We start from the raw sequence: 17,627 nt of genomic DNA on the forward strand, positions 1-17,627 counted from the left end.
TGCCTCGCTTCAATGCGTCGCGCCGCATCGAATGCAGCAGCGCGTGCGTCAGCACCATTCCCGTTCCGGCCGATGGCGTGGCGCCGGGCGATCGAACCGCACTCGACGTTGACGATGTCCCCTCGGTGTGCGGGCCCGAGTGGTGGCCGCAGAACGCATCTCCATGCCGTTGCTCGCACATCACAGCTGCTCCCAGCTCAGTCATAGCGCTGCCGTCGAGCGCGCCGCCCCGGGTGTCGATCGACACTCCAACTCGGGTGCTGATGACGATGTCGAGCCTGACCCAAGGGAATTCCCCGGGGCGTTTGCAGGATGGTCGAAAACAAGACACGTCGTAGTGGCGTGTGCGTAGAGTTTTCCGTCCGGACCAACGATCCGGCCCTCGGCCGTTGCGACTTGACGTCCGCCGTGGACCACCCTGCCCTCGGCGCGAACCAGCGGCACCGCGTCGGTCAACGGGCGCAGCATGTTGACCTTCAGTTCCAGAGTGGTGTAGCCCTTGCCGGCAGGCAACGTGGAGTGCACCGCACAGCCGACCGCCGAGTCGAGCAACGTGGCGAACCAACCGCCGTGCACGGTCCCTAGAGGGTTGTAGTGCCGCCGCTGAGGACGGCCCTGGAACACCGCGACGCCTGGCTCCATATGGATCGGCACGAAGTCGAGGGTGTCGCCGATCGGCGCCGGCGGCAGTTCACCGGCAAAGATCGCCGCGAAAACTTCCATGCCCGTGCGCCCGAAAATCTGCGCCCTCGGCGCCGCATCCGGGGCCCGCAGACGGGCGCGGACAGCTTCTTCTTCCGCGCTCCATCGGGCGACGACCGTATCGACGTCCATCAGCAACCCTTTCCCCACATATTTGTATATGCAATATTTGCAGGTACAATATATCATGTGACGACAGCCATCGGGGACCAGGAATGCACCAACCTGAAACTTCGCCAGCTCACGCGCATGGTGACCCGGCACTACGACCACTACATCGCCCGGTCAGGGTTGAAGAACACGCAATACACACTGCTCTCATATGTCGTCAGGCTGGGCCCTGTCCGTCCGGGCGACCTGGCCAGGCGCATGCAGATGGATGCGTCGACGTTGACACGCAATATGCAGCCGCTCGTGACTCAGGGATGGCTGAATATCGGCGCCGGATACGATGCGCGCAGCCGTCTCGTCGAAGCGACCGAGGCAGGACACGCGAAGCGAGCCGAAGGACAGCGTGCGTGGCAGGAGGCACAGACAGCGCTCAACGAACGGCTCGGAACGGAGCGCGTTGCCGCGTTGCACGAGCTGCTCGATTCGTGCATCGAATGCCTCGAGAACGACCCTGATGTCGGCAGAACGTGAAAATTCGCGTTCCGCTGACCCGAAGAACTCAACCTGGACGCCCCTGCTACCGGACGAAGTCCGACTACCGCGCCAAACCGACTACATGGATGCCGCGGGCAGCGTCTCCGGCGGCCAGCGGCCATCACGACCGGCATAACCGTCCGGCTCGCCCGGAGCCCACTGCCCGTCGAATGGGAGCCGTTCAGCTCCAGTCGAGCCGAGGTTCCGCAACCCCCACCGATCGAGCATGCGCGATTGCGTTGTCACGACCATCCGGATCGCCCCGCTCGTAGGTGAATATCCGACCCGAAAAACCACGTATGTCTTTGTGGCGGTGTGGACGTCGATATACCAAGGCCCGGCTTCGAGTGCGTCGGCGAGCGCCGCAGCGCGCCTGTCGCGGTGGAGCCTTGGCCGCGATGGCCGGCATGGTCGGAGCCGGTCTGCCCGATCTGTCCGGCGCCATCGTCGCCATCGAAGCTCAACGGCACGTCGGGCTCGGACATGTCGACCGCCACCTCACTCAACTGATCCGCTCGGCACGGTCGCCGAACTCGACACCGGCAACGGAACGCTCACCTGCATTTGAATGCCACCGACACGGACGCCCGCGACGCTCGACGTGCCGGTCGGGTGTCCGGCTGGTCGGCGAGGCACGCCACCTAGCGTGTGGTGTAGGCGCCGCCGTTGAGGTGAATGGTCTGGCCGGTGATGTGGCGGGCACGTGGAGAGGCCAGAAATTCGACGAGATCAGCCACGTCGTCCGGACGTCCTGGACGCTTGTCGTGTGTTGCCGCGATCAGCTGCGCACGGCGTTCGCCGGTGAGCTTGCCCTGAAAGAAATCGGTGTCCTCGATGTAACCGGGAGAAACCACATTCACCGTGATCCCCTTCGGCGCCAGCTCGGCCGACAGGCCCGCAGACCACGCCGCCAAGGCGGCCTTGGCCGCGCCATAGGAGGTCGAAGCGTACTCGGCTCCGATCGAGCCGACATTGATCAGCGCTCCCCCGGGACGGAGCCGGTCGCGCAAGGCCGAGGTGGTCAGCACCGCGGTCAGCAGATTCGCGGACAGATTGGCATTCCATTGTGCAGCAACGTCTTTCAGCGACTCCGGCGCGGGTCCGATGAGATCGGTGTTGCCGCCGGCCATGTTGACCAGCACATCCACGGCGTCACCGAGTCGCGCGGCGAATGCCTCGACACTCTCGGGCTCGCTCGCGTCGCACTCGATCCCGTCGACACCCAGCTCGGCGGCCGTTTGCCGAACCCGGTCCGAGCGACCGGTGATCACCACGCGCTCTCCGGATTCGCAGAAGCGCTGAGCCACCTGCCGTCCCAGCCCCCGACTGCCGCCCGTGATCACGATGGTTCTGGCCATCAGCATCCTCCTTCTATATATTTAGCGCTAAACATACCTCACGAGAGAAAAGGATGCCGGGCACGATGATCGACACCGTACCGACGGCGGACCAGATCGCGACCGCCTGGCAACGCGAATTACCGGGCGCCCGAACCGAATCCATCGAGATCATCACACCACTGTGGCGGGTAGCCGAGATGCTCAGCGATGAGAGACGCCGCACGTTGGCCCGGCTCGATATCGACGAGTCCACTCTCGATCTACTCAGCACGCTGCGGCGTGCCGGCGCGCCCTACCAACTGACCACACGCCAGATCACCGCGCGCAGTCTGGTGACCGCCGGTGCCATTTCGCAGCGACTGGCCCGCGCCGAGACCGCAGGCCTCATCACCCGCGAACCCACCACCACGTCTCGCCGCGGCGTCCTCGTCACCCTGACTCCCCAGGGGCACACGCTGATCGAGCGGACAGTCCGCGAATTGCTCGACTACGAAACCTCGATCACCGAACGCCTCACCGCAAACCAGCGAACCGCCCTCACCGACGCGCTGCGTTGCCTGGCAGCGGCAGTGCGCCCAGATCACCGAATCTAGCGCCACGCGGTGTTGTCGCTGCCCGGCAAACGATGCGCCGACCGGACCGCATTGCGGCTTCCTCAGTGGATGACGTGCTCAGTGCGCGGTCCATCCGCCGTCGACCGGTAGAACAGCACCGGTGAGATAGGACGCTGCCGGACTGGCGAGCAGGACTGCCGCACCGACGAGTTCCTCCGGCTCAGCCCACCTGCGCATCGGGACTTGGTGGTCGAGAAATTCTCGGACGTAGGGATCGTCGTCGATGTTGTCGTTCAACGCTGTGCGGAACGGGCCGGGCGCCAATGCATTGACGCAGATTCCGGTACCCGCCAGTTCAGCGGCGAGGCTACGGGTGAGCTGGACCACCGCACCCTTGCTCGCCGCGTAGCCCGCACGGCCTGCGGCTCCGACCAGTCCCAGGGCGCTGGCGAGCGTGACGATGCGACCGTATCCGGCTTGCCGCATCGTCGGCACGACCGCCTGGCAGGCCAGAAAGGTGCCGACGACATTGACATCGAGACAGTCGCGCAAGGTACCGGCGTCGAGCGTGTCGAGGCCGCCGCGGGCCTGGATACCTGCGCTGGTGACGAGCACGTCCAGGCGCCCGTGACTGTCGAGGATGGTGCGGACGACGTCGTGAACGGAAGACTCGTCGGTCACGTCGCAGGACGCACCCTCGGCGATTTTGCCGGTGCGAGTGGATATTTCGGCTGCGGCCCGTTCGCTTGCTTCGCGTCGCCGCCCGGCAACGATTACCGCGGCACCGGCGGCTGCCAGTCCCATCGCGATGGCGCGCCCCAGTCCGGACGAGCCGCCGGTGACCAGCGCCACCTGGCCGGTCAAGTCGGCCCCAGGTCCGACTGTCGGTTCGGCGGCAGCCTGCGGTGAAGTGAGTTTCCGGGTCATGGTCGCTTCCCTCGAATACGAATCCCGCCACGTCGTTCCATAAACAGAACGCCGGAATGGAACAGTACTGCGAGCCCTCGAGATGCTCGGTATTTCTGCCCAGAGCAGATCAGGCGGGAAGCTCCGTCGACTCTCGATAGGGTGCCGTGCATGGAGATCGTATCCGTACTGCCGCAGCTGACGGCGTTGCGGTTTTCCCAGGTCAACGACCTGAATGTGTACGTGCGGAGCGACCCCGAGGGGGTGACTCTGATCGACAGCGGTCTGCCGGGAACCGCCAGGGAGATCGAAAAGGGCCTGTACACTTGCGGATTCACCCGCGACCAGGTGCAGCGGGTAGTTCTCACCCATGCCCACGACGACCACATCGGTTCGGCGGCCGACCTCGCGGAGTGGGGAGCCGAAATCTGGGCGCACCATGCCGACGCCGACATCGTGCGGGGCGAACGTCCGCAGCCGGCTCCGGTCCTGCGCGAGTGGGAACGCCCGATCGCCGAGGCTCTCGAACCGGGCACACCCCCGCGCCCGGCCCCGGTACACCGCGAGCTACGCGGCGGCGAAGTGCTCCATTTCGGCGGCGGCGCAGAGGTTCTGGCAGTTCCCGGCCATACCGAGGGCAGTCTGGCGCTCCATCTGTCGCAACACCGTGTGCTGTTCACCGGCGACACGCTCGCCAATGTGCGTGGTCTCACCATGCCGGGTGTGTTCAACCTCGACAGCACCGCCGTCGACACAGCCGCCCGCCGGTTGGCCGAACTCGACGTCGATGTCGTCTGCGTCGGCCACGGTGACGTGCTTACAGGCGCACCCCTACGCACCTGGCGAGGCCACCGATCGGACCACTGACGCACGCACGTATCGGCAGGTCGCTTACCAGCCTCTCGTCCTGCCCGGAGACGACCTCGCGCCCTGATGCGACGCGAATCCTGAAGGCGCGTTGGGAAATTCGTATGCCGACCCACTACGCGGTACAAGTACGCCGACCTGGGGCCCTTGTTCAGGAGCAGCGGCTACAGCGGCGTGATCGCGCGGACGACGAGCATGCGCTGCGGGCTCGGGCAGATCAGGTTGTCCCAGGGCAGCCACAGCGATTCGGTGTTGTCGGGCGGGTAGACGCGCAGGGTGGTGGTGCGCAGGGCTGCGCAATCGTTGACCTGCTTGGGATAGGTGATGAACTCGAACTGAGCTGCCCCGCCCGGTGCGAGCGTGACCGGAGCGGGCTTGGGCGCCTGCGGACCCTCGTCCCGCACGGCGGGCTCGCCCACCGGGTCATCGCTGGGGCCGTTGGTTTGCGAGACGCCCGGATAACCTTGCAGGACACAGGTTCGCGAGCTGGAGTTGACGAACCTCAGGAACCAGTCCCCTCCTACCGGGCCGCCGACCCCCTTGTCCAAGCGGAGTTGGGCGGTCACGCACTTCGGGGATGCGGCGTCGGCGGGAGTAGCCGGGTCGGCGGCAGCGGTTCCGGGCGCCGGCCCGGCGGTAGTCTCGGGCGCCTCGGGGACGCTGCCGCCAGGCTCGATCGCGTGTCTCGATTCGGCGGGCTGCCCGGTTCGTGCTGCCGGCTGCGAAGTTCGGGCTGCCGAAGTGGTCGTGGACAGGGACCCGGGAGTGGAGGCCGGGCCGCAACCGCTGACGGTGATGGCGATGCTCGCCGCGAACCCGGCAACAATCAGTGACTTGGTATGCATGAGTCCCCCTCGAGTCCGATACCGCAACCGTTCGCATGCATATCGAGCCGAATCGGCCCGCGTTACTCCGTAACCTCAGCACGAAGCTGTAAGCGGCTGCAGTCCAACACAGTTCACCGCCTATGCCCAGGGATACATGCGTCGTAACAGTGCCCACTCTGCAGCTACGACGCCTTCCCTCGGCCACTGCCGCGATGCCTTCCGACGACGCGTGCAAGCGGCTGGGAACCTGCGGATGTAGCCGGATTCGCGCCGGTCCAGTACCGTCTCGGCAAGACCGGGGACGACGTGGAAACCGAACACTACGACGGCCCGCCGCGCGGAAGGGGCTGGCCGAGAATGGCGCGCAGCAACAACCCACTCGCGGCAGCGCCATGGGGATCGCGACTACTGGGACATGAGGACGAAGCCGCGGGAACTCGGCGGCTACGGGTGCAATTGCTGTTGACGGTACCGATCGTGCTGGCCAACCTGGCCGGTGTCTTCGTGTCGATCACGTTGATCGGTTTCGTACTCCCCGGGCCTTCCGTCTTCGCTGAGAAGATCGTTCTGGTCGATGCCGTCGCCGCCCCGGTATACGCCGTGGTCGCAGTGTTGATCGGCGTGTGGTGGGGCACTGTGCGCGGTTTACGCGCGCTGGGCTGGGCCCTCGACCCGGACGTGGTGCCCACCGAGCGGCAACAGTCCGCCGCCGCCGCGGTGCCGTGGCGACTGGTGCGGATCCAGGCGATGCTCTGGTTCGGCGGAGTGGTCGTGCTCACGCTGCTCGCCGGACTCGCCGATCCCGGGCTGATCGCCAAGGTCGCGTTCGGGATCACGTTCAGCGCGATCGTCGTGTGCGCGAGTACCTACCTCATCATCGAATTCGCGTTGCGACCGGTGACCTCACGGGTGCTCTCGGCGCGAAAGTCGCGACCCCGCAGCGGAATCGGCGTGTTCGGGCGATCGTTGTTGATGTGGCTGGTCGGTTCGGGTCTGCCGGTGGCGGGACTGATGGTGCTGGCGGTGCTGGCGCTGTGCACCGACTATGTGAGCACGGCCCGGCTGGCGGTGTGCGTGCTCTCGCTGGGCGGTGCGACCCTGCTGATCGGCTCGCTGCTGATGACGCAGACGCTGGCCGCGACCGTCGCCCCGATCAGTGGTGTGCGCCGGGCGATGCGCGAGGTGGAAAAGGGCGATCTCGATCTCGAGCTCGCGGTCTACGACGGCACCGAATTGGGCGAACTGCAGAGCGGTTTCAACAATATGGTCGGTGGTTTGCGCGAACGCGAAGAGATCCGGGACCTGTTCGGCAGGCATGTCGGGCGCGAGGTCGCCGACGCCGCATTGGCCGGGAAGGCGGCGCTCGGCGGTGTCGAAGTGGAGGCGGCCGCACTGTTCATCGATATCGTCGGATCCACCACCATGGCCGCGTCCCTGCCCGCGCCCGAGATGGTCGCGATTCTCAATCGCTTCTTCGGTGTGGTGGTGGACGAGGTGGAACGCCACGGCGGCCTGCTCAACAAGTTCGAAGGTGATGCGGCGCTGGCCGTATTCGGCACGCCCGCCACGCTTCCCGACGCGGCGGGTGCCGCGTTGGCCTGCGGTCGCGCGATCCGCGCCCGGCTCGATACCGACGCCGCGGATTTCGTCGCCGCGATCGGTATCGCCGAGGGCCGGGTCGTCGCAGGCAACGTCGGCGCTCGGCAGCGCTACGAATTCACGGTGATCGGCGACGCTGTCAACGAAGCCGCCCGGCTCTGTGAACTGGCAAAACGCGACTCCCTGCTACTCACCTCGGATAAGACGGTTGTCGCGGCCGCCGCCCACCGAAGCCGACCATTGGCAACTCGGCGAATCGGTGACCCTGCGAGGCCGGCTCACCCCTACGCGCCTGGCCCGCCCGGTTCAGCGATCAGCACTGGCACCCACAACCGAGTGAGATGACCCCCGGTCGGCGAGTGCCCGCCGCAGAGCGCGCAGGCACCTCGCACACAGCACGCCCGGCATTGCGGCGATCGCCCACCACGCGAAACGGCAGTAGGCCGCGCGCTCATCTTCGACGGCCCTCGAGCTCCGGAGAACCCGGCGTTGAAGAAGCGAGTCGCGGAGCTGGGATCAGAAGCGCACGGGCAACTTCTCCAGAGTGCTGGAGGTGATTCCGGGGCGCCAGGTGATTTCGTCCATCCCGACGGCGAGCGTGATATCCGGCATGCGTCGCAGCACTGTGCTCAGGCCGACGGATGCTTCCAGGCGAGCCAGCGGGGCGCCCAGGCAGAAGTGCATGCCTTTGCCGAAGCCCAGGTGGCGCTGACTGTCCTCGCGCCGGATATCGAAGGTCGCCGCATCCGGGAAACGCGATTCGTCACGATTGGCCGAGGTGACGCACAAATAGATGTGATCGCCCTTCTTCAGCTGCTGCCCTTGATATTCGAAGTCCTCGGCCACCCAGCGGTCGTTGGCGTTCATCAGCGGACCGCGGTATCGGATGACCTCCTCGATCGCCTGTTTCAGCAGTGCGGGATCGCTCTTCACCGCCTCCGCCTGTTCCGGATGCTGGAAGAAGGTCAGCATCGCGCTGCTCAGCAAAGCGGTCGTGGTCTCGTTACCGGCCAGGATCAGCAGCTGGGCCATACCTATGATTTCCTTGCGGGACAGGCGATCTCCCTCGAGCTCCACCTGCAGCAGACGACTCAGCAGATCCGGTGCGGGCTGTTGTTGTTTGGCCTCGAGCAGTGCGTGCAGGTAGTGCAGGAACTCCTGCATCTCGTCCTTGATCTGCATCGCGGCAGCGGGATTGCCCATGGCGTCGACATACAGATTGGACCAGATCCGGAACTTCTCCTGATCCGCGGTGGGTACGCCGAGGATTTCCGAGATCACCTGCATGGGCAGTGGGAAGGCGATCTCCTGCACGAAGTCGATCTCACCGTGTTCGGGCAGCCGGTCGATCAGGGCATCGGTGATCTGCTGAATGCGTGGCTGCCAGGTCTCGATGAATCGCGGCGTGAACGACGCGCTGACCAGTCGGCGCAGGCGGGCGTGGTTGACCGGGTCGCTCTGGAAGATCACCGAATGCAGTAGCGCATCGGAGAATTCGCCGTGCGGAAACACCATGGCGAGAACCTCCGGCGGATACACGTCGGCCGCGTTGTTGGTCAGGCGGGAGTCGCGAAAGAACGCCTCCACATCGTCGTAGCGGGTGACCAGCCAGCCGGATTCGCCGCCGGGCAGCGCTATCTTCGCGATCGGTGAGTCCTTGCGCAGGTCGGCGAGGATTTCGAAGGGGGCGTATTTGAACGCTGGTGATGTGATATCGAAGGACGCGGTGGTCGACATCGAGACTCCGTTCTCAACGGGCTGCACGCGGAGCGGTGCGATGCCCGCCGATATTGAATACGATCCGTTTCACCAGGTATGCGGATCTGGCTCCCAAGCGTGGGAAGTGCTCTCGCCCAAGCTATTCGGGTACCGCAGCTGGCCGGACGGCGGTCTCACGACAGCGTGGCCGCCAGTTCGGCATGCAGATCCAGCAGATCCGGGATTTGTTCGGCGGGGCGGCGGCCGAATCCGCATTCGGTGGCGATACCGAAGCCGTCGACGATTTCCCGGGCGGCGGCGATGCGGCGCAGGGCCCCGTCGCGGCCGTCGGTGGCGTGCACCAGTCCGAGGTACAGCCGGGTTCGCGGCGGCAGGCGAAGTCCGGCCAGCGGTGCGAAGTACTCGCGGTCGGTGCGCGAGCGCGGAACCGGCATATGCACCCAGTCGACCTGGCGCGGCAGCGCCGCGACCACACCGGACAGCACCGCCACCATGCGCCCGGTGTCGGTGGGCTCGGCGAAGTGCCGATGCCCGAAATCGCCGTAGCACAGGTGATATCCGAGTTCGATGTCGGTGGGCACGGCCGCGCCGAGGCGCACGAGCCGGGCGACGATCTCGCTCAGCCGGGTGTCGTCGTCGGCGCCGAACCAGGACGGGAACACCCCCTCGAAGATCGCGAATTCGACCGGGCAATCCCACTGCATCGCGAGATCGGTGTGTGGGATCTCCGCGGCGATGCGGCCGAGTTCGGCGAGCAGCGCCGCCTCGTAGCGCTGTTCGAGGATGTCCTGCGGATCGCCGACGAAAGCGCCCACCACCGAGATCGGGGTGGGCAGGCAGACCTGGAACCGCACCCCGGCATCGATGTCGCCGCGTTCGCGCAGCTTGCGGAATACCCCCCAGGACTCGAGCGCTGCCTGCGCGTAACCCAGCTCACCGAACTCGATCGATGCGGGATCCACGCCGGGTTTGGGCCGCACCCGCTCACTGGGCCCGTATTCCGGGCTCGGCGGCGGCGCCGTCTCCAGATCCGGATGCGCCCCCATCCGCGGCAACTGCCAGACCGTGAAGTTGTCGCGCTCGCCGGTCTCGCCGTCGGGTATGCGGCTGAGCCACGGTCCCAGCCGCCGCGCGGCCACACCGAATACCGCCTCCGCATCCGGCAGCGGCACACTGCCACACAGGTGAACATCGCCTCGGGTCACCGCGAACTCCTCATATCCCGGCCGCTGGAGTCCGGGTGCGGGATTCGGGGACGCAGCGGCGCACTCGATCGACGCGACGAGACTAGATCCAGCCGCCGCCCGCGCGATTCCCACGCGCGAGAATGCGCGACGTCGAACGACGAAGGCGCGTCGGAGCCGAGTCCGACGACCGCGCACGCGCCACCGACGCCCGTGTCGAGCACCCACACCTGAAACGGGCATTCGGAAGGACCGGTTCGGCATGCAGTTGCGATCCGTCTGTCGGTAGGCACGGTCTGTCGAGGATCACGTCCATCGCCAGTGTCGGCACCCTGGGTGTGGCGGAATCAGTTTGGTCCAGAATTCGTGGCGTACCGCGTCCCACAATGTATTTATTTCGGGATGAAGTTCTCGTGCCTGTGCGAGATCCGGAAATTCCTCGGGGCCGAACGAGACAATCGGCGGGGCGCCGGAGGCATCGTGTTTCCAATGCGTGGAGCTTTCTTCAATATATTTTCGATCGGTGTCGATACCGACCCACCGGAGTACTTCTGCGCTCGCCGGCACTGTGCTCACGTGCGGTAGGTGTGGGCAACCAATGCCGAACGCAGGTGCCACAGCCCGCTCGCCTGGGTGGAATCGAACCCCGTGAGCTGCCCGATCCGCTTGAGCCGGTAGTCCACGGTGTTGATGTGCACGTTCAGTAGCCGCGCAGTGCGTTGGCGGTTCAGGTTGTGCGCGATATGGACCTGCAACGTCTCCAGCAGTTCCGGATGCTCGTCCAACGGATCGAGCAGCGACCCGAGATGGTCACGCCCCGGGCCGGGGCGGGTGAGCTGGTATTCCAGAGCCAGATCGTCGAAGTGATACAGGCCCGGCACCGATCCCAACCGGGACACGACGTCGAGCAGTTCGTGGGCTTGATCCGCGGCCGTGGGCAGGGTGTCGGTAGCGGCGGTGACCATGGTGGCGGTGATGGGCACGCGCGCCGCCCGCGACAGATTCCCGATGAGTTCTTCCAGGGCCCCCTCGGTGATGCGATCGGCGGGGATGAGCACGGTGCCGCCGTCGATCGACAGCAGTGACAGCACGGTGTCGTCGCAGCGGGTGGCCAGTTCTGCCTGCAGGCGCCGGAGTTTGCGGCGGGCAACGACTTTCGCGTTCAGCGTCGGGTTGGATTCGTCGGGGTGGGACGGAATGGCGAGGGCCAACACGCGATAGCGGCCGGCGATGTCGATGCCACACTCGCGGGCCATCGTGGAGGTGGGGTGGCCGCCGAGCAGTGCCGAGGTGAGCGTGTGCACCGCGGTGTGGTGCTCCGACACGACTGCGCGCAATTCGCGTACATAGGCCACCGAGACCGCCGTGGTCATGGTGTCGAGCATCTCGACGACGAGTTTGGCGGCATCGAGAATGCTCTGATAGTCGGCCGTGCTGAGCATCGGATCGGTATCGGCCGAGCCGGAGGCACGTTGCTTGGCCAAGGCAGTGGACACCACCAGGTCGAAGCCGATCTTGAAGCCTTCGTGAATGGCGTGGTGAATGGTCCCGATGGGCACACCTTCGCGAGCCCATTGAGCCGCGGCGTCCTTCAGTTGCCCGGTCTTTTCCGCAATGTTGCTGCCGTCCAGCATGCTGACCGCCAACTCCAGGCACACGCGGGTGATGATGGTGATGTCGCCATGGATCGCGTCACCTGGCAAGGTGCCACAGGGCGCGACGGTTTCGACGAAGTGGCTGACCATCTGCCGCGACAGGGCCCGCACGTCTTTCAGCGGCAACGATACGGGCCGACCGGATACAGTGAGGCCTTGCTGATATGGAGAGGTGACAGGCATGATCGAACTTCCTTCCTCCCCGGTTAGCTGGGCTATTTCACCAGCGTAACCAGGGCAGGATTCGTGAGGAAGTACTACTCCGGGTCACGTGATCTTTGGGATCAGCGGCCGTCAGGCGATTGTGGTAGACCACAACGACGATCGGCTGAGCTGCGATCGATATGCCGAGATGACGGCGAACCACACCCTCTCGCACCGCTCCTACCGCACCGGCCACCCAGGGATCTTCGGCGTCCAGGCGGGATGGAGTCGGGTCGAGTTCGGCGAAGAATCCACGACCTCAGCCAACCCACTGTTTGACGGGCAATTTTCCGGTAAACTTCGAGTTCCTCACATTCCGGAGCTGGAGGACAGAATTCCACCAGCGTGGCCGTCACGCTGGTCGACGAAGCGGAGAATCAGCGTCAGGACTCGTTTCAAACACCCGTTCAACCGAACTTCGTAGCATTACAGGCCACACTCGGAGAATCAGGAACAATCGCACTCAGGTTATCCGAACTGTCGGCAGTGAACGATGCGGCGAATTCGGCGAGCGCGCATGAATCGACAGGCAATAATCCGGGAGGTGGCCGTGGCGTCCATGGTGTCGAGTGACCCACGTGATCCATTGCACAGCAACAGTATTCGCCCATTCACCGTCGGCGTCGAAGAGGAGTTCGTTCTGGTCGATCCGGCCACCGGACTACCCTCGCTGACCAACACCACCGTCGCGGCACGTGCCCCGGATGCCGAACTGCAACTGGAATTATCCCAGTGCCAGATCGAGACCTGCACACCGGTCTGCGCGAGCATTACGGAGTTGTACCGCGAAGTTCGACGGGCGCGACTCTCGGTCACGCAGGCCGCGACCTGCGCGGGATCGCTGCCACTGGCGGTGGGAGTGCCGATCTGGAGACCGCCGCCCGGGTCAATGACCGACACTCCGAGATACCGACGCATGGCGGCGCATTTCGGCGAACTGGCCGAGCAAGTGATCTGCGGTTGCCACGTCCACGTCTGCGTGCCCGACCGCGACATCGCGGTGCAGGTCAGCAATCACCTGCGCCCTTGGCTGCCGACCCTGTTGGCGCTGACGGCGAATTCCCCGATCACAAGTGGTATCGACACCGGCTACGCCAGCTGGCGCCACCTACTGTGGGCGCGATGGCCCAGCGCCGGGCCGCCCCCGTACCTGCGGTCCGCCGCCGAATACGACGACACGGTCACCAAGCTCGTCGAGGACGGGCACATCCTCGACGCAGCGATGGTCTATTGGGATGTGCGATTGTCCTCGCATCTGCCCACGATCGAGATCCGCATCAGCGACGTTCCGGCCACGGTCGAGGAAACGGCACTTTTGGCGAGTCTCGTCCGGGCGCTGGTCGTCACCTCCGTGGCGGCAGTGGGCAGCGGACGGACATCGGACCCTGTCGACCTGGCATATCTGCGGGCGGCATGCCGGCGCGCGGCCCACGACGGCCTGTCCGGTCCGCAGTTCCGCAGCGCTACACGACATTCCGTGCCCAAGCCCGCCTCCATCGCACATCTGCTCTCCCATATCCGCCCCGCTCTCGAACAGTCCGGCGACTACGAATTCACGCGCGGCGCGTTGGCAACAGTCCTGAGGAGCGGCAACGGCGCTGTCCGACAACGCGAAGCATTGCGCATCGGAGGCCCCACTCAGGTCTTGAAGCAGATGGCACGATCGACCACCGAAGGATGCGCCGCCACCGAAGACCGTCAGCCGGCGTGACGAACCAGACGCCCATCGGCGCCTGTGCCGACCTCAGACGGGTGAGATCGGCACGAAGGGCCAGATCGCGTCGGCACCGGATCCCACCGTCGCAGCACAGGATTCGGGCACCTCGTTCCACGCCCCCTCGAGATCGCGCAGCGGCTCCGACACCACGAAGCGGGTCTCACCGCCCAGTTCGCGCAAAACCTCGACTTCGGGGTGCAATGCTCGTAACTGGGAGAGCTTGGTCGAGAAGAACAGTGAGCGCGATCGGCGCTCGCTGGAATAACGGAAGACCCAGAGGTTTTGACCGTTGGTCGTCGCGACGGTCATCTGAACCGGATGCTCGACACTATGCGCGTGCCCGACGTCCTCGACGAAGCCGACTGCCCGCGCGACGGCACCGAGCGGATCATCGGCGAGACCGAAGGTCAGGGCGAGGTAGAACAACGCTTCCGTGTCCGTTGAGCCCTCGATGTCGGAGAACAGCCCAGGATCCACGGCCATCAACAAATCGCGCCTGATTTCACTGAAACCACGCAGGGCGCCGTTGTGCACCCATAACCATCGACCGTGCCGGAACGGATGACAATTGCTGCGCTGAACCGCGGTCCCAGTCGAAGCCCGCACATGAGCGAGCAACCTCGACGTGCGCACCTGACCAGCTATCTCCCGCAAATTCTTATCGTTCCAGGCCGGCTCGATCCCCTTGTACACCGCGGGTTCGGCACCCTCGCCATACCAGCCGACACCGAAGCCGTCCCCGTTGGTGGTGGTCTCTCCCAGACGAGAGTGCAGACTCTGGTCGATCAGAGAATGTTCAGGGCGAAACAGCAGATCCTCGACAAGAATCGGCTCGCCCCAGTACGCCATCCACCGGCACATACATCAATTCAAACAGAGTCGACACGCTCTGCGATAGCCCCTCAGATTCCGTGGGCCGTCGCACCCCTGTGCGGAATTACAGTTATCGGGCCGTTTCGCCGCCAATGGCGCGCTGCCAATCCTTCCGCGTCCGGAGGCCACGCGACCGGCCATCGATACGGATACGAACTCGGCGCGCCCGCGGTTTCGCTGTCAGCGCGATGAGCGCGCGTGCGTCGTCTTCGATCTCGACGTCAAGTCGGGCGACGTCCGCCGGTTTCGTATGCTCGGCGACCATGACCGTCGCACGTTCGATCCTGCTTTTCGCCCTCGCCGCTATCGCCGAGATCGGCGGAGCGTGGTTGGTGTGGCAAGGCGTGCGCGAACACCGCGGCTGGGCCTGGATCGGCGCCGGCATCATCGCCCTCGGCATCTACGGATTCGTCGCCACCCTGCAACCGGATGCGAATTTCGGACGCATCCTCGCCGCCTACGGCGGCGTCTTCGTCGCCGGATCCCTGCTGTGGGGCATGACATTCGACGGCTTCCGACCCGACCGCTGGGACATCACGGGCGCCGCCATCTGCCTACTCGGCGTCACCGTCATCATGTACGCCCCACGCAGCTGATCTGTTCGAATTATTCTTTGGTCGGTGCGGTGGTCGGCTGCGCCGTCGGTGCCGCTATCGGTGCTGCGATCGGCTTCTTCGCTCCCGTTCCGTGAACCGCGGACTCCGAGTAGGCGAGTCGACGCATACGGCCGTGCCGGGTGGTTCATCAAAACCACCCGGCACGACCATGTTCGCAATTCCTCCGGCTAGCGGCGGGATCGGCCGAGTTCGGCCAGCATCGCGTTGTAGGCGGCCAGTTCGTCGTCATCGGGGAACCGTTCCTGATGGCGGTCGCCGCGTTCGGCCTCGCGCCGGTCCTGTTTGGCCCACTGCGACAGCAATGCGCCGACTACGAGAAGGGCCGGGATCTCGCCGGAAATCCAGGCCAATGTGCCGCCGATCCACTGGTCGTGCATGGGATCGCTCATCCACGACAGCTTCAGTTCGGGATAGAAAGTGCTGCCGACCAGAGATTCCATCGACATCACGGCGACGCCGAAGAAAGCGTGAAAGGGCATGACCGCGAACAGCATTCCCAGCCTTCCCAGATGAGGCAACCGACGCGGGCCCGGGTCGATGCCGATGATCGCCCAGTAGAACAGATAGCCGGTGAGCAGGAAGTGGATGTTCATCAGCAGATGACCCCAGTGGAAGCGGATCAGCTCGTCGAACAGCGGCGTGAAGTACAGCCCGTAGAGCGAGACGACGAATACCGCCAACGCCACGGCGGGATGGCTGAGAACACGGGTGAACCGCGAATGCATCAGCCACAGTAGCCATTCCCGCAGTCCGGGCGCGGTGTTGCGGCCGGCCGGCTCGACCGCTCGCAACACCAGCGTCACCGGCGCACCCAGCACCAGCAACACGGGCAGAAACATGTTCAGCGCCATATGACCCGCCATGTGCACGCTGAACATCGCATAGCCGTAGGCACCGATCCCCGACGACGTCAGCAACAGCAGTCCCACACAACCGGCCAGCCACGACACCATCCGCCAGCGCGCCCACTGATCGCCGCGGCGACGCAGGCGGATCACCCCGGCAACATAGGCGAGCCCCAACCCGATGGCCGAGGTCCCGAGCACCACATCGAACCGCCACAATGACGCCATACGCCACACGTTCGGCGCGGCGGAAACGTCGAAACCCAGAAACACCTGCTGCGCGGTGAACGAGCGATGCCGGAAGGCCGGGGCGGGCTGAATCGCCATGGCCACCGAAATCCCCAGCCATACCAGCTCGGACACCACCACCGCCCGCAGCACAGCAGGCACCCGCACGGAATCCGGCGATGTCCGGCCCAGCCACAGCCACAGCACCGCGTGCGATGCGAGCAGTCCGGCCGCGGCGACACCGAGGCTGCCGTACCAGCCACCGAACGCCCACGATGGAGTGAGAATCGGAACCAGAATCGCCGCGGTGCCCACCATCACCACAACCGAAATTCCGAGCGCTGTTCGATAGCGCCGCAATACGATCGCGCGTTCGCTCGCACTCGCGTCGGCGTGGCCGCTCAGCACGCACCAACTCAGACCCACCAGCGCCGACAGCGCCACGGTGAACGGAATCACCGCACCTGTCGCGTAGTCGTGGTTCGGGCCCTCACCCGCATTGCCGACCACCGGAGGGCACAACACCGCTACCGCGACCAAGGCCGCCACGCCGAACACGCTGTTCCACGACAGCGCGAACCGCACGGCCACAGCCACCACCAGCGTGCACAGCGCGGCCACGATCCACGCCTTCGGAGCGGTCGAGGCCGCGATCAACGCACCGGTTCCGCCGATATTCATCATGCGCCGCACCGATATTCCGGCCGCATCGGCCGCGGAAGTCGGAATCGAAGCGCCGCACGCGACCAACCACACCACCGATGACCACTCGGCTACCCGTATCCCGCGATAGCCGCACACGTCGATGCGCCCGGCAGCGGTGGCCGGCGCACAGACCAGCGCATACATCAGCGATCCGAGTGACAGTCCGCCCGCGAGCCCGGCCGCCAGGCGCACCAGCGCGTAACCGACCGCGGTATCCCACCCGGGAAAAAGCAGCCCTTGATCGGCATAGCGAGAGTGGCCGCAGGCGAGGGTGACGATCAGGACGACCACCGCCGCCGCGGATGCTCCGGCCGGCAACAGGGCGTTCCCGGGGCCGGCGCGGTACACATCCGCGGAGTTCTCCTCATATGCTCGTCGCATCCTCACACCCTCACCGACAACAGTTTTGCCATCGCCGCGGTCAGCGCGTACAGGGCATG

General features: G+C 65.4%; 16 protein-coding genes. 7 read left to right on the forward strand and 9 right to left on the reverse strand.

Annotated features, from left to right (window positions below):
- Positions 1 to 201 precede the first annotated feature (201 nt).
- Complete coding sequence (locus RJ03_RS31025) at positions 202 to 834, reverse strand: PaaI family thioesterase (protein WP_083871464.1); 633 nt, start codon at positions 832 to 834, stop codon at positions 202 to 204.
- A gap of 57 nt (positions 835 to 891) precedes the next feature.
- Here RJ03_RS31025 and RJ03_RS31030 point away from each other — a divergent pair, with 57 nt between their 5' ends.
- A complete protein-coding gene (locus tag RJ03_RS31030; protein ID WP_036509468.1) occupies positions 892 to 1,344 on the forward strand; it encodes a MarR family winged helix-turn-helix transcriptional regulator in 453 nt (150 codons plus the stop codon).
- A 644-nt stretch (positions 1,345 to 1,988) separates the two neighbouring features.
- Here the strand turns inward: RJ03_RS31030 and RJ03_RS31035 are convergent.
- A complete protein-coding gene (locus tag RJ03_RS31035) occupies positions 1,989 to 2,705 on the reverse strand; it encodes an SDR family NAD(P)-dependent oxidoreductase (protein ID WP_036509541.1) in 717 nt (238 codons plus the stop codon).
- A 65-nt stretch (positions 2,706 to 2,770) separates the two neighbouring features.
- Between RJ03_RS31035 and RJ03_RS31040 the strand changes: the two genes are divergently transcribed.
- Positions 2,771 to 3,280 (forward strand): MarR family winged helix-turn-helix transcriptional regulator, encoded by a 510-nt coding sequence (locus RJ03_RS31040; protein WP_218001036.1) that lies wholly within the window; start codon positions 2,771 to 2,773, stop codon positions 3,278 to 3,280.
- 78 nt (positions 3,281 to 3,358) lie between these two features.
- On the opposite strand, the gene RJ03_RS31045 is transcribed toward RJ03_RS31040, so the two are convergent.
- A complete protein-coding gene (locus RJ03_RS31045; RefSeq protein ID WP_036509475.1) occupies positions 3,359 to 4,168 on the reverse strand; it encodes an SDR family NAD(P)-dependent oxidoreductase in 810 nt (269 codons plus the stop codon).
- A 150-nt stretch (positions 4,169 to 4,318) separates the two neighbouring features.
- Here RJ03_RS31045 and RJ03_RS31050 point away from each other — a divergent pair, with 150 nt between their 5' ends.
- Complete coding sequence (locus RJ03_RS31050) at positions 4,319 to 5,014, forward strand: MBL fold metallo-hydrolase (RefSeq protein ID WP_063820478.1); 696 nt, start codon at positions 4,319 to 4,321, stop codon at positions 5,012 to 5,014.
- Positions 5,015 to 5,178: 164 nt separating this feature from the next.
- Here the strand turns inward: RJ03_RS31050 and RJ03_RS36485 are convergent, their stop codons facing one another.
- On the reverse strand, positions 5,179 to 5,859 hold the full coding sequence (locus tag RJ03_RS36485) for a DUF4232 domain-containing protein (RefSeq protein ID WP_083871455.1): 681 nt from the start codon (positions 5,857 to 5,859) through the stop codon (positions 5,179 to 5,181).
- 339 nt (positions 5,860 to 6,198) lie between these two features.
- Here RJ03_RS36485 and RJ03_RS31060 point away from each other — a divergent pair, with 339 nt between their 5' ends.
- Positions 6,199 to 7,785 (forward strand): adenylate/guanylate cyclase domain-containing protein, encoded by a 1,587-nt coding sequence (locus tag RJ03_RS31060; RefSeq protein ID WP_306304689.1) that lies wholly within the window; start codon positions 6,199 to 6,201, stop codon positions 7,783 to 7,785.
- 171 nt (positions 7,786 to 7,956) lie between these two features.
- On the opposite strand, the gene RJ03_RS31065 is transcribed toward RJ03_RS31060, so the two are convergent.
- The 3 genes from RJ03_RS31065 to RJ03_RS31075 form a co-directional block, all read right to left on the reverse strand.
- A complete protein-coding gene (locus tag RJ03_RS31065) occupies positions 7,957 to 9,177 on the reverse strand; it encodes a cytochrome P450 family protein (protein WP_036509545.1) in 1,221 nt (406 codons plus the stop codon).
- A 155-nt stretch (positions 9,178 to 9,332) separates the two neighbouring features.
- Entirely contained in the window at positions 9,333 to 10,364 is a 1,032-nt protein-coding gene (locus RJ03_RS31070; protein ID WP_036509548.1) for a hypothetical protein, read from the reverse strand.
- 551 nt (positions 10,365 to 10,915) lie between these two features.
- Complete coding sequence (locus tag RJ03_RS31075; RefSeq protein ID WP_036509481.1) at positions 10,916 to 12,181, reverse strand: PucR family transcriptional regulator; 1,266 nt, start codon at positions 12,179 to 12,181, stop codon at positions 10,916 to 10,918.
- 366 nt (positions 12,182 to 12,547) lie between these two features.
- Between RJ03_RS31075 and RJ03_RS37555 the strand changes: the two genes are divergently transcribed.
- On the forward strand, positions 12,548 to 12,775 hold the full coding sequence (locus RJ03_RS37555; RefSeq protein WP_157121889.1) for a hypothetical protein: 228 nt from the start codon (positions 12,548 to 12,550) through the stop codon (positions 12,773 to 12,775).
- A 13-nt stretch (positions 12,776 to 12,788) separates the two neighbouring features.
- Entirely contained in the window at positions 12,789 to 13,913 is a 1,125-nt protein-coding gene (locus RJ03_RS31080; RefSeq protein ID WP_245552443.1) for a carboxylate-amine ligase, read from the forward strand.
- 33 nt (positions 13,914 to 13,946) lie between these two features.
- On the opposite strand, the gene RJ03_RS31085 is transcribed toward RJ03_RS31080, so the two are convergent.
- Positions 13,947 to 14,768, reverse strand: a complete 822-nt coding sequence (locus RJ03_RS31085; protein ID WP_036509484.1) for a class II glutamine amidotransferase — start codon at positions 14,766 to 14,768, stop codon at positions 13,947 to 13,949.
- A gap of 287 nt (positions 14,769 to 15,055) precedes the next feature.
- Between RJ03_RS31085 and RJ03_RS31095 the strand changes: the two genes are divergently transcribed.
- Positions 15,056 to 15,388 (forward strand): YnfA family protein, encoded by a 333-nt coding sequence (locus RJ03_RS31095; protein ID WP_036509490.1) that lies wholly within the window; start codon positions 15,056 to 15,058, stop codon positions 15,386 to 15,388.
- A gap of 188 nt (positions 15,389 to 15,576) precedes the next feature.
- On the opposite strand, the gene RJ03_RS31100 is transcribed toward RJ03_RS31095, so the two are convergent.
- Complete coding sequence (locus RJ03_RS31100) at positions 15,577 to 17,568, reverse strand: cytochrome c oxidase assembly protein (protein WP_036509492.1); 1,992 nt, start codon at positions 17,566 to 17,568, stop codon at positions 15,577 to 15,579.
- Positions 17,569 to 17,627: the final 59 nt, after the last annotated feature.

The organism is Nocardia aobensis NBRC 100429, assembly GCF_000308375.1.
Lineage (GTDB): Bacteria > Actinomycetota > Actinomycetes > Mycobacteriales > Mycobacteriaceae > Nocardia > Nocardia aobensis.

Bases quoted from the DNA above. Each gene is read 5' to 3' on its own strand.
- RJ03_RS31025 (WP_083871464.1), bottom strand. From the start codon at position 834: ATGGACGTCGATACGGTCGTCGCCCGATGGAGCGCGGAAGAAGAAGCT.
- RJ03_RS31035 (WP_036509541.1), bottom strand. From the start codon at position 2,705: ATGGCCAGAACCATCGTGATCACGGGCGGCAGTCGGGGGCTGGGACGG.
- RJ03_RS31040 (WP_218001036.1), top strand. From the start codon at position 2,771: ATGATCGACACCGTACCGACGGCGGACCAGATCGCGACCGCCTGGCAA.
- RJ03_RS31045 (WP_036509475.1), bottom strand. From the start codon at position 4,168: ATGACCCGGAAACTCACTTCACCGCAGGCTGCCGCCGAACCGACAGTC.
- RJ03_RS31050 (WP_063820478.1), top strand. From the start codon at position 4,319: ATGGAGATCGTATCCGTACTGCCGCAGCTGACGGCGTTGCGGTTTTCC.
- RJ03_RS36485 (WP_083871455.1), bottom strand. From the start codon at position 5,859: ATGCATACCAAGTCACTGATTGTTGCCGGGTTCGCGGCGAGCATCGCC.
- RJ03_RS31060 (WP_306304689.1), top strand. From the start codon at position 6,199: ATGGCGCGCAGCAACAACCCACTCGCGGCAGCGCCATGGGGATCGCGA.
- RJ03_RS31065 (WP_036509545.1), bottom strand. From the start codon at position 9,177: ATGTCGACCACCGCGTCCTTCGATATCACATCACCAGCGTTCAAATAC.
- RJ03_RS31075 (WP_036509481.1), bottom strand. From the start codon at position 12,181: ATGCCTGTCACCTCTCCATATCAGCAAGGCCTCACTGTATCCGGTCGG.
- RJ03_RS31085 (WP_036509484.1), bottom strand. From the start codon at position 14,768: ATGGCGTACTGGGGCGAGCCGATTCTTGTCGAGGATCTGCTGTTTCGC.
- RJ03_RS31095 (WP_036509490.1), top strand. From the start codon at position 15,056: ATGACCGTCGCACGTTCGATCCTGCTTTTCGCCCTCGCCGCTATCGCC.
- RJ03_RS31100 (WP_036509492.1), bottom strand. From the start codon at position 17,568: ATGCGACGAGCATATGAGGAGAACTCCGCGGATGTGTACCGCGCCGGC.